The sequence below is a fragment of the Asanoa hainanensis genome, from assembly GCF_900188485.1.
In the GTDB taxonomy this organism is placed as follows: domain Bacteria; phylum Actinomycetota; class Actinomycetes; order Mycobacteriales; family Micromonosporaceae; genus Asanoa; species Asanoa hainanensis.
Window position 1 is genome coordinate 109,959 of record NZ_FZPH01000016.1, and the last position, 12,554, is coordinate 122,512.

The window sequence follows — 12,554 nt, forward strand, 5'->3', positions numbered from 1 at the left end:
GGTAAAGAATTCTTGACCTCGTGTCGGCATTATTTTACCTTCGAGGTGTCAAGTTTTTCTTACATCGAGCGAAGGAGAGTCACGATGCACGCGCTGACACGTACCGCTCGCTTGGCCGGCCTCTGCTATCTCGGCAACGCCATCACCGGGATGCTCGGGCTCCTGCTCGTCCGCCCGCGGCTCTTCGCCGACGACCCCCAGACGACGCTGGCCAACCTGGTCGCGCACGAGTCGCTCGCCCGCGCCGGCGTTGCCCTGGAGCTGGGCATGGTCGTCACCCAGACCCTCGCCGCGGTCTGGTTCTACCGCCTGTTCCGCTCCGTGAGCTCCTTCGCCGCGAGCGGGATCGCCGCCTTCGGCCTGGTCAGCGCGACCGTCGGCCTCGTCAGCGCGGCGGTGTTGGCCACCGCTGTCGGTGTGTCGGGAGACCCGGTCGGCGACGGGGCGGCCAACGTGCAGCTGCTCCACCTCGTCAGCGAAAGCCTCTGGGGCGTGGGCGCGGTGTTCTTCGGACTGTGGCTGCTCCCCATGGGCTGGTGCGTGCTGCGGTCGGGCTGGATGCCCCGCATCCTCGGCTGGGTCCTCGTCACCGGTGGCGTCGGCTATGTGCTCAGCGCGTTCGTCAGATACCTCGCTCCGGACGCGCCCGCCGTCGCCGAGGCGCTCACGTATCCCGCCGCCGTGGGCGAGCTCTGGATGGTCGGCTACCTGCTCGTCCGCGGAGTGAGGCAGCAACCGAAGACCCAAACCGTCCCGACGCCGACGCCGGTCGCGGGCTGAGGCGTCAGCGCCAGTCCTCGATCGCCTCCACCGCCAGCCGGCCGAAGAGCCGGACGTCGTCCAGGTCGGCCTCGCCGCCCTCCCAGATGGTGTCGTGGACCACGGTCACGATGTCGCCGACGCGGATGAACAGGTACTGGCCGGCGTCCTTGCCGTACTCGGTCTCGCTGTGCCGGACCACGTGGATGGTCTCGTCTCCGTACTCCGGCGGGTTCAGGGTCTCCAGGGTGTAGGTGATCGAATCGACCGTGTACGACTCGCAGTCGGCGAGCTCGTCCCGCAGCCGGTCCATGGCGCGCTCGGCGCCGCCCGGCCGGTAGGCGGAGATCGTCTGTGAGACCGCGCCGCGCGGCACGTAGTCCTGCGGGTCGCCCGGCCCGAGGTGGAAACTCTGCCGGCCGCGCCGCGCGGTCACGCTCGAGTCGGTGGTGAAGGTGTTCGTGCAGAACACCGGCACCTCCTGCTGCTCGAGGAGCGCGATCGGCTCCATGGACTTCTTGACCCGGTTGCTGGGCAACGCGAAGAACGCCCGGGTGGGAATCGACGTCACGGGCTCCGGCGGCGGCACGTTGGACGGTGGCACCGAGGTCGGGCTCGACGCGCTCGGGGTCCCGGTGGGGGCCGACGGCGCCGGCGACGGGCTCGGGCTCGTCGTGGGCAGGACCGGCGGCGGGATGATCGGCTGTGGCGCCGACGATGCCCCGCGGAACACGCCGGCGCCCGCGACGGCGAGCACCACCGCGCCGGCCGAGACGAGCACCGCCATCCGGCGGTGGGCCCGGCGGTCAGCGCCGCGGCGCAGGTCGGCGGGATTGGTCAGGCCTCGCGCGTCCACGTCCCCCGCGAACTCCGCGAATCGGCTCTCGAGGTCACGCATCACGTACCCCCAGGCTCGCGTCGGCTTCGGTTTCGGTCAGCACCGCGGCGAGCCGTTCCCGGCCTCGGGCCAGCCACGACTTCACGGTGCTCGCTCCCGCGCCCGTCTCCGCCGAGATCTGCTCGACGGACAGGTCGCAGAGGTAGTGCAGGGCCAGTGCCCGGCGGTGGTTGGCCGGCAGGCCGCGCAGCGCGGCGACCAGCACGACGGTGTTCTCGCTGGGCGGCGGCGCGGTCGGCGGCGGGCCACTGCGCCGCAGCGCACCCGCCAGCCCGCCGATCCGCCGCCAGCGGTCGGTGGCCAGCCGGCTGATCACCAGGCGCACCCAGGCCTCCGGGGCCGGATGGTCGGCCACCGTCTCCCATCGCCGCCAGGCACGCGCGTACGCCTCCTGCACCGCGTCCTGGGCCTCCCCGTGGTCCCCCACGACGACTACCGCGTACCGCAGCGTTCGCGCCGCGGTCGCCCGGTAGAACTCGTCGAAGCTGGGCGCGTCGCGCACCGGCCGCCTCCTCCCTGTGTGTCCCCCTTCTTACGGGCCTTGGACGGGCCAGGTTGCACCCGAAGCGAAAGAGATTCGCGGGGTACTCCGCGTCGGGCGATTAGGGATACATTGGTGCGCATGTCCCGACGCCTGGGGTTCGTCGCGGTGTTGACCATTTGCGCGCTCGGCCTCGCGGCCTGTGGGTCCGCCGCACCCGAGGTTGCCACACCCGCGCCCGCGCCATCCGAGACCGCGACGGCGCACGGCGGCCACAGTGCGCCATCTCCGGCGAAGGCCCAGCCGTTGCGCGGCGGCGAGCGGTTCGTCGACACCGGGCTGGCGCGACCGTTCACTCCGGACCCGCCCGGCGACGACGCCGACGAGTACCGGTGCTTCGTCGTCGACCCGAAGCTCACCGAGACCGCGTACCTGACCGGCAGCGAGTTCCGGCCCCAGAACCGCGACATCGTGCACCACGCGATCTTCTTCCAGATCCCGGCCGAGGACGCCGACCGGGTACGCGCACACGACGCGGCCACCGACGGCGACGGCTGGCAGTGCTTCGGCGATGCCGGCATCGGCGACGACCCGGCATGGGTGGCGAGCTGGGCGCCCGGCGTCGGCGAGTCCGTCTACCCGCCGGGCGTCGGCTTCGAGCTGAGCCCGGGCAGCCTGCTGGTCATGCAGATCCACTACAGCCTCCTCGGCACCGGCGGTAAGCCCGGCGGGGCCGACCGGTCCGGCATCCGGCTGCGGCTGGCCGGCGGCAACCTGACCCCGCTGCACACCACGCTGGTGCCCGCGCCGATCGAGCTGCCGTGCGCCGCGGGCGAGCAGGGTCCGCTCTGCGACCGGGACCGCGCGGTCGCCGACGTGGTCCGCCGGTTCGGCGAGCAGGCGGGCCAGCGGGCGAACGGCCTCACCCGGCTCTGCGGCGGCGCTCCCCAGCCGGGGCCGACCCAGTCGTGCACGCGTCGGGTCTTCCGGTCGGCCACGCTCTACGGCGTCGGCGGGCACATGCACCTGCTCGGCCGGTCCATCAAGGTCGAGCTCAACCCGGGCACACCGCGCGCGCGTACGCTGCTCGACGTGCCGGCCTTCGACTTCGACGACCAGGCCGTCCGCCCGGTCGGGGAAGGCGTCAAAGTCGAGCCGGGCGACACGTACCGCGTGACCTGCACCCACGACGCCGGCCTGCGCCGGCAACTACCGGCGCTGCGCAAGCTCCCGCCGCGTTACGTGGTCTGGGGTGAGGGCACCGCCGACGAGATGTGCCTGGCCATCGTGATCGAGGCGCGCGCATCCTGACGCGCCCACTTCTCCTGGAACCTGTGGGGCACGAGCCGGACGACCCCGTACCCGGCGGCGGCAGCCGCACGCGAAATCGAGGTAGCTTCACGGCTACCCCCATAGCTAAGGAGACACCGTGCCCCTGAGCGGTGAGTACGCCCCCAGCCCCAGCGATTGGTCCCGCACGCAGGCCGAGCTGTTCGAGAGCACCCAGGGTGCCGAAGGAAACACGTTGCGTGGCCGCCCGATCATTCTGCTGACCTCGGTCGGCGCGAAGACCGGCAAGATCCGCAAGACGCCGCTGATGCGGGTGGAGCACGACGGCGAGTACGCGGTCGTCGCCTCGCAGGGTGGCGCGCCGATGCACCCCGTCTGGTACCACAACCTCGTCGCCCGCCCGCACGTCGAGCTGCAGGACGGCGCGGTCCGCAAGGACTACGTGGCCCGCGAGGCGACCGGCGAGGAGCGCGCGACCTGGTGGAAGCGGGCGACCGCGACCTGGCCGGACTACGACGACTACCAGACGAAGACCGACCGGGTGATCCCGCTGTTCGTGCTGACGCCGCTGGCTGATGCGTAAACGGACCTGAACCACGACGTCAGTCGATCCGTGCCCCGCGGCAAAGAGCATGTTCCGCTGCGGGAAGGAGTGATCGAATGAAGTTGATCAGAGGCCGGCATGCCGGGGCAGGCCTCGCCGTCGTGGCCGGCGCGATGGCCTTCGTCGCGCTGGCCGCGTCGCCGGCCGCGGCCAGCCCCGTCTTCTGCGGCGCGGGCCGCGGGCTGACCGCCGAGAACGCGATCTGGGGCGCCATGGACGACGCCGCCAACTCGGCGCAGTCCATGGGCTTCTACGGCCAGTGCACGCTCACCGAACCGGCCCAGATCTTCGAGGTGTTCGACGACCCGCGCTTCGGCCATCTGTTCCGGGCCCAGGTGCTGGTCACCTGCCTGCCGTAAGGCGACGGAACGGCGATCCCGACTCCCGGGGTCGCCCTTTCCCGCGTGTCGAACAAGGCGAATTGCCCACATTTGCGGTAAACGAAAGACCATGCGACGACGTACGCTCCTGCGTGCCCTCGGCCTGGCCGCCGGCGCCGGCACGCTGGGCACACCGGCGAGCGCGGCACCGCTCCCCTGGGCCGACTTCGACCGGCAGGTCCGCGCGGAGTTCGCCCGCGAGCGGCTGGTCGGCGCCGCGGTGGCGATCGTCAGCGCCGACCGCGTGCTGCACCGCCTGACGCTCGGCCACACCGACCCGGGCCGGCGGACGCCCATCTCGCCGCGTACGCACTTCCTGGTCGCCTCGACCACCAAGTCGATGTCGTCCCTGCTGGCGGCGACCTATGTGGACGAAGGCGTGATCGGCTGGGACCAGCGGGCGGTCGACGCCTGGTCCGGGTTCCGCGCGCCGACGCCGGAGCTCACCCGGACGCTGCGGGTGCGCGACCTGCTCGGCATGGGCACGGGGATCGGCGAGCCGGCGGCGCTCTCGACTCTGCACGAGGGCTTCCCGACCGCCGAGCAACTGCTCCAGCAGGTCGTCAACCTGCCGGTCGAGGCACCTCCGGAAACCCGCTGGATCTACAACAACACGGTGTACGCCACCGGCGGTTACCTGCCGCTGCTCGCCTCGGGCGTGCGCCCCGCCGACGTCGCGGCCGCCTGGGTCAACGCGATCCGCACGCGCGTGTTCGCACCGGCCGGCATGACCACCAGCACGATCGCCGACGACCCGCGCGGCGTGGTCGCCGACTACAGCCGGGGCAACGGCGTCGACATCTTCGGCGGTACGAACGTGCTGCCGTACGGCCCGGTCGGCAGCTACGCACCGGCCGGCGGCACGCTGTCCACACTGGACGACATGGCCAGCTACGTGCGGCTGCAGCTGCGCCGCGGCCGCTCGGTGACCGGGCGGCGGGTGGTCTCGGCCGCGAACCTCGCCGAGTGCTGGCGGCCGCACGTCGACGTGCCCATCGACCCGGTCCTGGACCCGGACGGGGTCGCGCAGGGCTACGGGATGGGCTGGATCCGCGAACGGTTCACCGACGGCACGTCGCTGGTCTGGCACAACGGGGCCATCGACGGCTTCACCGCGTACGTCGGCTTCCTGCCCGAACGCGACCTCGGCCTGGTCGTGCTCAACAACCTCAACCCGGAGCCGACGGGCCTGTTCCTCTACCTGTACGTGCTCAACCTGATCCTCAGCAGCCGGTTCGGCCTCAACGAGGGCGTGCCGCCGAAGGTCAGCGCGGCGGCGGCCCGGGCGCGCGAGACGCTGACCGCCAAGGGCCCCACGACGCGCCCGGTCGACCCACGCCGGGTCGGGCCGTGGCTCGGCTACTACGAGGGCGGCTACCTGCTGGCGCTGGACCGGTCGCGGTTGGTCCTGGCCCTGCAGTCACGGCGGTTCGACCTGCGCTGGGTACGCGGCGAGACGTACCTGATGGCCGACGGCCTCGTGCCCGGCGCGACCGTGCTGCTGCGCCGCGACCCGGACGGCACCCCGACACTCGCGGTGGCCGGCGTCGAGACGGTCCGGCGCGAAGTGGGTCCGAACTGACCGGTTTATGACTGTTTCCGGCGGGGAACGGTGGTTCGCATGATGCTCACGAAGGGTTACTCCTGGTTACCGGAGCGCCGCCGCCGGAGCGCCGACGGTGTGGTCGAGACCCGCGTGCTGGGCCGGCCGGCGTTCGGCATCGGCGGGGCCGCCGCCGCCCGCTTCTTCTACGACGAGCGGCAGGTCCGCCGTCCCGGTGCCGCCCCGCTGCCGCGCGTGTTGTTCACCGCCGACCGGGTCCACGACCTGGTCGGTGAGACCGCGGCCACCTGGGACGCCACCGCGCCCCGCTGGGCGGGCCGGTCGGTCTCGCTGCTCGACGAGTCCGCCGCCGTGCTGGCCGACGGCGTCGCCCGCTGGATGGGGCTGCCGCGGGACGGCGACCTGGCCGGGGACTGTGTCGCGATGGTCGAGGGGTCCGCCGACGCCGCCGGGCCACGGCGCTGGCGGGCCCGGGCCGCGCGCCGCCGGCAGGAACGGCGGCTCACCGACGTCGTGGCGACCGTGCGCGACGGCCGCCCGCAGGCACCGGGCAGCGCCACCGCCCTCGAGGTCGTCGCGCGGCACCGCGCCGGCGACGGTCACCTGGTCAGCCGGGAGACCGCGGCCGTCGAGCTGCTCGACATCGCGCGGCCGGCGATCGCCGTCTGCTGGCTCGTCGCGTTCGCCGCGCACGCCCTGCACCGCTGGCCCGAGCACCGGGACGCCCTGCGCTCCGGCGACCCGGGGTTCGCGCGGGCGTTCGCGCACGAGGTCCGCCGGCTCTATCCGGGCGCGCCGTTCGTCGCCGGGCGGGCGGCCGGCGCGGTCGAGTTCGCCGGGCACGCGATACCCGACGGCGCTGTGGTGCTGCTCGACCTCCACGGGCCGAACCACGACCCCGCCGTGTGGAAGAACCCGTACCGCTTCGACCCCGGGCGGTTCCTCGGGCCCGACGCGCTGGACCCGGCCGACGTGGTGCCGCCGGCCGCGGACGAGCCCGCCACGGTCGCGCTGCTGTCCGACCTCGCGGTGCGGGTGGCGCGGCTGGACTACGAGGTGCCGCCGCAGGACCTGGACATCCCCTTGGACCGCGCGCCGACCCGGCCCCGGTCCGGGATGCTCGTCCGGCCGCGCTGAGTCAGAGACGCGCCCGCAGCTCGCGTTTCAGCAGCTTGCCGGTCGCGCTCTTGGGCAGCGTCTCCAGCACCCGCACCTCGCGCGGGCACTTGTAGTCGGCCAGGCGGGTCCGGCAGTAGGCGATGAGCTCCGCGGTGTCCAGGTCGGCGCCGGGGCGCACCGAGACGACCGCGACGATCTCCTCGCCGAGCCGCTCGTCGGGGCGGCCGACGACCGCGGCCTCGGCGATCGCCGGGTGGCCGTAGAGGACCTCCTCGACCTCGCGCGGGTAGACGTTGAAGCCGCCCCGGATGATCAGGTCCTTGATCCGGTCGACGACGTAGAGGAAGCCGTCCGCGTCGCGGTAGCCCAGGTCACCGGTGTGCAGCCAGCCGTCCCGGATGGTCTCCGCAGTCGCCGCCGGGTTGCCGTGGTAGCCCTTCATCACCACGTGGCCGCGGACCAGCAGCTCGCCGACCTCGCCGGTCGGCACCTCCGCGCCGTCCGACGCCGCGACCCGCACGTCGACACCCCAGATCGGCCGGCCGATCGAGCGGATGCGGCGGTCGTCGACGCCTGGGTTCATCGTCGCCGTGCTGCCCGTCTCGGAGAGCCCGTAACCCTCCAGCACCGTGATGCCGAACTTCTCCTCGACGCCCTTGAGCACCGCCTCCGGCATGGACGCGCCGCCGCACGAGCCGAGCCGCAGCGCCGACAGGTCGCGGTCGCCGGTGTCGGCGTTGAGCAGCGCGTGGTACATGGTCGGCACGCCGGCCAGGATGCTGACCCGGTGGTCGTGCAGCGCGTCGAGGACCAGCTCCACGTCGAACCGGGGCACGGCCACGATCGTGCCGCCCTTGCGGACCGCCACGTTGACCACACTGGACAGTCCGTACACGTGGAAGAACGGGAGCACCGCGAGGGCAACGTCGTCCGGGCCGCTGTCGAACCGCTCGCCGGAAAGCGAGCAGTTCAGGTAGAGCTGGAAGTGCGTCAGCTCGGCGCCCTTCGGGCGGCCGGTCGTGCCGCTCGTGTAGATGATGACGGCGGTGTCGTCGGCGTTGGTGCTGGCCGCGTACGGCAGCGGATCGTCGGCGCCGAGATAGTCGGGCCGGTCCGGGTTCAGCACCGGCACACCGTCGGGCACCTCGCCGGCGGACAGGTCGCCGGCGACCACCACGCGGGCGCCGCTGTCACTGACGATGTGCGCGACCTCGGCGGCCTTCAGCAACGGGTTCATCGGCACCGCGACCAGCCCGGCCTTGAGAATCCCGAAGTAGCACTCGAGAAACTCGACGCGGTTGGGCAGCATCAACGCCACCCGGTCGCCGGGCGACGCGTGCCGCAGCAGACCGGCCGCGGCCCGGTCGGCGGCGGCGTCGAGCTCGGCGAAGCTGACCTTGCGATCGCCGAAGATGACGGCGGTCTTGTCGGGGTCGCGGCGGGCGGACTCGCGAAGGATCACGCTGAGGTTGAACGTCACGACGGTGCCTCCCCAGGGACGACGAGATCCGTCGATTCTCGCCGAACCCGCGCCGGATGACACCTGATGAATGTCAGGGCTCAGACGACGTCGGGCTCCGTCAGCTCGCCCAGCCATTCGGCGGGTGCGGTGCGCATGTCGTCGTCGAGCGGGAGTGAAGACCGGTCCAGCGCCCGCCGCCACGAGAGGGCCCGGCTGACCCGGGTCACGCGGCAGGCCAGCGTGGCCGAGCGGCGCAGGGCCACCGGGTCGCCGGGCCACGCCGACAGGTACGCGTCGCGCAGCCGCAGCAGTTCCGGCGCGCCCGGCTCCAGGCCGAACGTGTAGCCCGCCGACGACAGCGTCACCAGCAGCGTGCCGAAGGGGTGCGCGACGCTCGCGTCGCCCCAGTCGAAGAAGCGGCCGCTCGCGAACACGTTGCCGTCGTGCAGGTCGTCGTGTTGCAGCGACGTGCCCAGGCCGTCGCCGGCCAGCTCGGCGCACCAGGTCTCGAAGGCCGGCATGACCGCGCTGAGGGCGGCCAGCCGGTCGGAGCCGAGGTCGGCGCGGATCGCGTCGTCGTCGAGCAGGCCCGCCAGCAGGCCCGGCAACAACGCCGGCCGCTGGTCGGGCACGCCGAGCGCGACCATCTCCTCGGCCCGCGCCGCCAACTCCTGCTGCAACCCGGCGTAGGACACCAGCAGCGCCGACCAGTCGTCCAGTGTCGGCGAGCTCTCGCGCAGGATCGCGCCCGCGTCGGCGGTCAGCAGCCAGCCCCGGTCGGGGTCGACGGCGACGGGCACCAGCACCGACTCGGGCGCCCACCAGCCGAGAGCGGACGCCAGTCCCGCCTCGTAGCGGCAGCCGAACGTGTTGGCCTTGAACCAGAACGGGCCCGCGGCGGTCGGCGCCCGCAGGGTGACCGACCACGGGCGGACCCGGGTCTGCCCGAGCGGACCGGTGACCGGGTGGCCGAGGGCCGCGAGCCGCTCGGTGGCCCAGGCCTCGGCGCCCGCCCGCCAGCGCGGGTCGAGCCAGTCGTTGCCGTCTACTGTGGAGCCGTCCGTCACGGGAAGCACGGGCGTCACCCTAGCCCGGGACGCGCCCGGGCAGCACCGGATTTACCGCTGGCGCAGCCCGTCGAACAGCAGGTCGAGCAGCCGGTCGGCCTGCTCCCGCGACGTCGCCGCCAGGGTCACCCCGTTGGTCGCGACCAGCAGGTCGAAGGGGTCGACGTCGGCCCGCAGGATGCCGGCCGCGGCGCCGGCTTCGAGCAGCGGTGCGATCGCGCCGATCAGCAGCGCGCCGCTCTCCGCATAGGGGTCGCCGCCGGACGCGATCACCGCCCGCAGCGCGTCGGCCATGCCCGCCTTGGTGCTCAGGAAGTCGACGCACCGGCCCAGGAAGGCCCGCACCGCCTCGTCGGGCGGCAGGGAAAGCAGCTCCGCCGACCCTTCGACCAGGTGCGCGAGCTCGTTGCGGTACGCCGCCTCGACCAGCGCCTCCCGCGTCGGGAAGTGCCGGTAGAGCGTCCCGATCCCGACGCCGGCCTCCTTGGCGATCGCGTCCAGGGTGACGTCCGGGTCGCGGGAGAACGCGGTGACGGCCGTGGCCAGCAGGCGGTCCCGGTTGCGCCGGGCGTCGGCGCGCAAGGGGCGCGGTGTGGCGGCGGTCACGACGGGTTCCTTCCGACCAGTGTGGCAAACCGGAGGAGCCTCCGGTTATGGTTCCGGAGGACCCTCCGGTTCAACCTTACAAGGAGTCGGACCATGCCTGACCGCGTCACCACCCCCTTCACCGCCGCCTCGACCGCCGCCGACGTGGTCGACGGCGTCGACCTCACCGGCCGCCGGGCCATCGTCACCGGCGGTGCCTCCGGCCTCGGCATCGAGACCGCCCGCGCGCTGGCCACCGCCGGCGCCGAGGTCACCCTCGCCGTGCGCGACCTCGTCGCCGGCGCCCGGGTCGCCGAGGACCTCGTCGCCGCCACCGGCAACAAGCAGGTCTTCGTCGGCCACCTCGAGCTCGCGGACCCGGCCTCGGTCGCGGCGTTCGTCGCCGAGTGGGACGGGCCGCTGCACATCCTGGTCAACAACGCCGGCGTGATGGCCGCGCCGCTGTCCCGTACCCCCGATGGTTGGGAATCGCAGTTCGCCACCAACCACCTCGGCCACTTCGCGCTGGCCACCGGCCTGCACCCCGCCCTGGCGGCGGCACAGGGCGCCCGGGTCGTCGCGGTGGCCTCGTCCGGCCACATCTTCTCGGGAGTCGTCTTCGACGACATCAACTTCGAGCGGCGGGCGTACGAGCCGTGGTCGGCCTACGGCCAGTCGAAGTCGGCCAACGTGCTGTTCGCCGTCGAGGCCGCCCGGCGCTGGGCCGACGACGGCATCACCGCCAACGCGCTGCACCCGGGCGGCATCCGGACCAACCTCCAGCGGCACGTCAGCGAGGCGGACCTGGAGGCCGCGCGCAAGGCGGCCAACAGCACGATCGCCTGGCGTACGCCCGAGCAGGGCGCGGCGACGTCGGTGCTGCTGGCGGCCTCACCGCTGGTCGCCGGCGTGACCGGCCGCTACTTCGAGGACTGCAACGAGGCGGCACCGAACGTGCCCGGCACCTTCACCGGGGTCGCCCCGCACGCGATCGACCCGGAAGCCGCGAGCCGGCTGTGGGAGCTCAGCTCGCGGTAGGCGCGTCCTGGCCGCGGGGTGAGCCCTCCGGGCTCTCCTTGCGGCCGTTGGCGAACGTCACCTTCTCGAACCGCACGTCGACCCGCTCGGCGTACCGCTTTCCGTTGACCGGGTCGTGGCGCATGAACGTCGGCGCCGCGATCCGGACGGTGACGTCGAACGGCCCGGCGTCCGGCACCTTGGCGTTGCCGCCGTAGTGGTAGAGGAACGGGTGCCACAGGAACGGCAGCTCGGCGTTGGTCAGGATCGGCTTCCCGTCGCGCTCGACGTCGACGTGCACCCGCAACCCCGGCACGAACCGGCCGTCGCCGGCGTCGGCCACGGCGACCTCCAGGTGCACGTTGGCGTCCGGCGCCGCCTCGCGCCAGAGCAGCACGCCGTCCTCGAGCATGTACATGCCCTCGGCGTTCTCGTTGACGAACGCGACCAGGTAGTCGCCGGCCCGGGCGGTCGCGGCGCCGTCCTCGTCGGCCATGGCGCCGATCGCGTGCCCGTACGCGTCGCCCTGCTCCCGTGCGACCCGAAGCTCCTCGCGGGTCGCCTCGTTGCTCTCTTCCATCGGCGGATACGTCGGTTCGGTGGTCATGCGTGGCGGTTACCCGCACGGCCGCGGTCATAACCGGGAAGATCGCCGCAGGCCGGGGTGTTTCAGGCGACATGGAAATCGGAATCATCGGTGCCGGCCTCATCGGCGGCACCCTCGCCCGGCGCCTCGGGGCGCTCGGCCACCGCGTGGTCGTCGCCAACTCCCGCGGCCCGGAGACCCACGACGAGTCGCTGGCCTCCGCACCCGGTGTGACGCCCGGCACGGCCGCCCAGGCCGCCGACCACGACCTGGTCATCGTCTCGGTCCCGACGAAGGCGGTGCCGGACCTGCCGGGCGCCTTCGCGGGCAAGATCGTGGTCGATACCAACAACTACTACCCGTCGCGGGACGGCCAGATCGCGGAGATCGACGCCGGCACGCCGTCGAGCCGCTGGGCCGCGGACCACCTCGCCGGTGCCCGCGTGGTCAAGGCGTTCAACTCGATCAACTGGCGGCAGCTCGGCGACGCGGGCCAGCCGGCCGGCACGCCGGGCCGGATCGCCCTCCCGGTCGCCGGTGACGACGCGGAGGCGAAGCGGGTCGTCTCGGAGCTGATCGACGCGCTCGGGTTCGACGTGGTCGACGCCGGGCCGCTGGACGAGAGCTGGCGCCAGGAGCCCGGCACGCCGGTCTACGGCGCCGACGCCGACGCCAACGGGGCACGCACCGCACTGGCGGCCGCCGCCCGATAGACGCGCCATCGGGTACGGCGAGGACGTGC

14 protein-coding genes are annotated in these 12,554 nt (G+C 73.0%); 8 read left to right on the top strand and 6 right to left on the bottom strand.

Annotated elements, in window-relative coordinates; all coding sequences use genetic code 11:
* Nucleotides 1-84 precede the first annotated feature (84 nt).
* Complete coding sequence (locus CHC05_RS31585) at nt 85-780, top strand: DUF4386 domain-containing protein (protein ID WP_089254281.1); 696 nt, start codon at nt 85-87, stop codon at nt 778-780.
* Between the two features lie 4 nt (nt 781-784).
* On the opposite strand, the gene CHC05_RS31590 is transcribed toward CHC05_RS31585, so the two are convergent.
* A complete protein-coding gene (locus tag CHC05_RS31590) occupies nt 785-1,657 on the bottom strand; it encodes a hypothetical protein (RefSeq protein WP_089254282.1) in 873 nt (290 codons plus the stop codon).
* Complete coding sequence (locus CHC05_RS31595; RefSeq protein ID WP_089254283.1) at nt 1,650-2,159, bottom strand: sigma-70 family RNA polymerase sigma factor; 510 nt, start codon at nt 2,157-2,159, stop codon at nt 1,650-1,652. The genes CHC05_RS31590 and CHC05_RS31595 overlap by 8 nt, the downstream gene beginning before the upstream one ends.
* 120 nt (nt 2,160-2,279) lie before the next feature.
* Between CHC05_RS31595 and CHC05_RS31600 the strand changes: the two genes are divergently transcribed.
* The 5 genes from CHC05_RS31600 (at nt 2,280) to CHC05_RS31620 (ending at nt 7,113) form a co-directional block, all read left to right on the top strand.
* Nucleotides 2,280-3,449: a monooxygenase gene (locus tag CHC05_RS31600; RefSeq protein ID WP_089254284.1), complete on the top strand. Its 1,170-nt coding sequence runs from the start codon at nt 2,280-2,282 to the stop codon at nt 3,447-3,449.
* A 118-nt stretch (nt 3,450-3,567) separates the two neighbouring features.
* On the top strand, nt 3,568-4,011 hold the full coding sequence (locus CHC05_RS31605) for a nitroreductase family deazaflavin-dependent oxidoreductase (protein ID WP_089254285.1): 444 nt from the start codon (nt 3,568-3,570) through the stop codon (nt 4,009-4,011).
* A 77-nt stretch (nt 4,012-4,088) separates the two neighbouring features.
* Nucleotides 4,089-4,391 carry a cupin domain-containing protein gene (locus tag CHC05_RS41780; protein ID WP_089254286.1) on the top strand — a complete coding sequence of 101 codons (303 nt, stop codon included), beginning with the start codon at nt 4,089-4,091 and terminating at the stop codon, nt 4,389-4,391.
* A gap of 91 nt (nt 4,392-4,482) precedes the next feature.
* The gene (locus CHC05_RS31615; protein ID WP_089254287.1) at nt 4,483-5,994 is read left to right on the top strand and encodes a serine hydrolase domain-containing protein; all 1,512 of its coding nucleotides are present in this window, start codon (nt 4,483-4,485) and stop codon (nt 5,992-5,994) included.
* Nucleotides 5,995-6,033: 39 nt separating this feature from the next.
* Nucleotides 6,034-7,113 (top strand): cytochrome P450, encoded by a 1,080-nt coding sequence (locus tag CHC05_RS31620; protein WP_089254288.1) that lies wholly within the window; start codon nt 6,034-6,036, stop codon nt 7,111-7,113.
* A gap of 1 nt (nt 7,114) precedes the next feature.
* Here CHC05_RS31620 and CHC05_RS31625 read toward each other — a convergent pair whose 3' ends face one another.
* From CHC05_RS31625 to CHC05_RS31635, 3 genes are all read right to left on the bottom strand, one after another.
* Nucleotides 7,115-8,575, bottom strand: coding sequence for a long-chain-fatty-acid--CoA ligase (locus CHC05_RS31625; RefSeq protein WP_089254289.1), 1,461 nt, complete (start codon nt 8,573-8,575; stop codon nt 7,115-7,117).
* Nucleotides 8,576-8,655: 80 nt separating this feature from the next.
* On the bottom strand, nt 8,656-9,633 hold the full coding sequence (locus CHC05_RS31630) for a phosphotransferase (protein WP_245871309.1): 978 nt from the start codon (nt 9,631-9,633) through the stop codon (nt 8,656-8,658).
* A gap of 42 nt (nt 9,634-9,675) precedes the next feature.
* The gene (locus CHC05_RS31635) at nt 9,676-10,230 is read right to left on the bottom strand and encodes a TetR/AcrR family transcriptional regulator (protein WP_089254291.1); all 555 of its coding nucleotides are present in this window, start codon (nt 10,228-10,230) and stop codon (nt 9,676-9,678) included.
* A 93-nt stretch (nt 10,231-10,323) separates the two neighbouring features.
* Between CHC05_RS31635 and CHC05_RS31640 the strand changes: the two genes are divergently transcribed.
* A complete protein-coding gene (locus CHC05_RS31640) occupies nt 10,324-11,247 on the top strand; it encodes an SDR family NAD(P)-dependent oxidoreductase (RefSeq protein ID WP_089254292.1) in 924 nt (307 codons plus the stop codon).
* Here the strand turns inward: CHC05_RS31640 and CHC05_RS31645 are convergent.
* The gene (locus CHC05_RS31645; protein WP_089254293.1) at nt 11,234-11,833 is read right to left on the bottom strand and encodes an iron transporter; all 600 of its coding nucleotides are present in this window, start codon (nt 11,831-11,833) and stop codon (nt 11,234-11,236) included. The genes CHC05_RS31640 and CHC05_RS31645 overlap by 14 nt on opposite strands.
* A 71-nt stretch (nt 11,834-11,904) precedes the next feature.
* On the opposite strand from CHC05_RS31645, the gene CHC05_RS31650 reads away from it, so the two are divergent.
* Nucleotides 11,905-12,525: an NADPH-dependent F420 reductase gene (locus CHC05_RS31650; protein ID WP_089254294.1), complete on the top strand. Its 621-nt coding sequence runs from the start codon at nt 11,905-11,907 to the stop codon at nt 12,523-12,525.
* Nucleotides 12,526-12,554: the final 29 nt, after the last annotated feature.

What these genes read in the sequence shown, in the direction of transcription:
- CHC05_RS41780 (WP_089254286.1), top strand. Translation starts at nt 4,089, where the DNA reads ATGAAGTTGATCAGAGGCCGGCATGCCGGGGCAGGCCTCGCCGTCGTG.
- CHC05_RS31620 (WP_089254288.1), top strand. Translation starts at nt 6,034, where the DNA reads ATGATGCTCACGAAGGGTTACTCCTGGTTACCGGAGCGCCGCCGCCGG.
- CHC05_RS31650 (WP_089254294.1), top strand. Translation starts at nt 11,905, where the DNA reads ATGGAAATCGGAATCATCGGTGCCGGCCTCATCGGCGGCACCCTCGCC.
- CHC05_RS31590 (WP_089254282.1), bottom strand. Translation starts at nt 1,657, where the DNA reads ATGCGTGACCTCGAGAGCCGATTCGCGGAGTTCGCGGGGGACGTGGAC.
- CHC05_RS31640 (WP_089254292.1), top strand. Translation starts at nt 10,324, where the DNA reads ATGCCTGACCGCGTCACCACCCCCTTCACCGCCGCCTCGACCGCCGCC.
- CHC05_RS31645 (WP_089254293.1), bottom strand. Translation starts at nt 11,833, where the DNA reads ATGACCACCGAACCGACGTATCCGCCGATGGAAGAGAGCAACGAGGCG.
- CHC05_RS31585 (WP_089254281.1), top strand. Translation starts at nt 85, where the DNA reads ATGCACGCGCTGACACGTACCGCTCGCTTGGCCGGCCTCTGCTATCTC.
- CHC05_RS31600 (WP_089254284.1), top strand. Translation starts at nt 2,280, where the DNA reads ATGTCCCGACGCCTGGGGTTCGTCGCGGTGTTGACCATTTGCGCGCTC.
- CHC05_RS31615 (WP_089254287.1), top strand. Translation starts at nt 4,483, where the DNA reads ATGCGACGACGTACGCTCCTGCGTGCCCTCGGCCTGGCCGCCGGCGCC.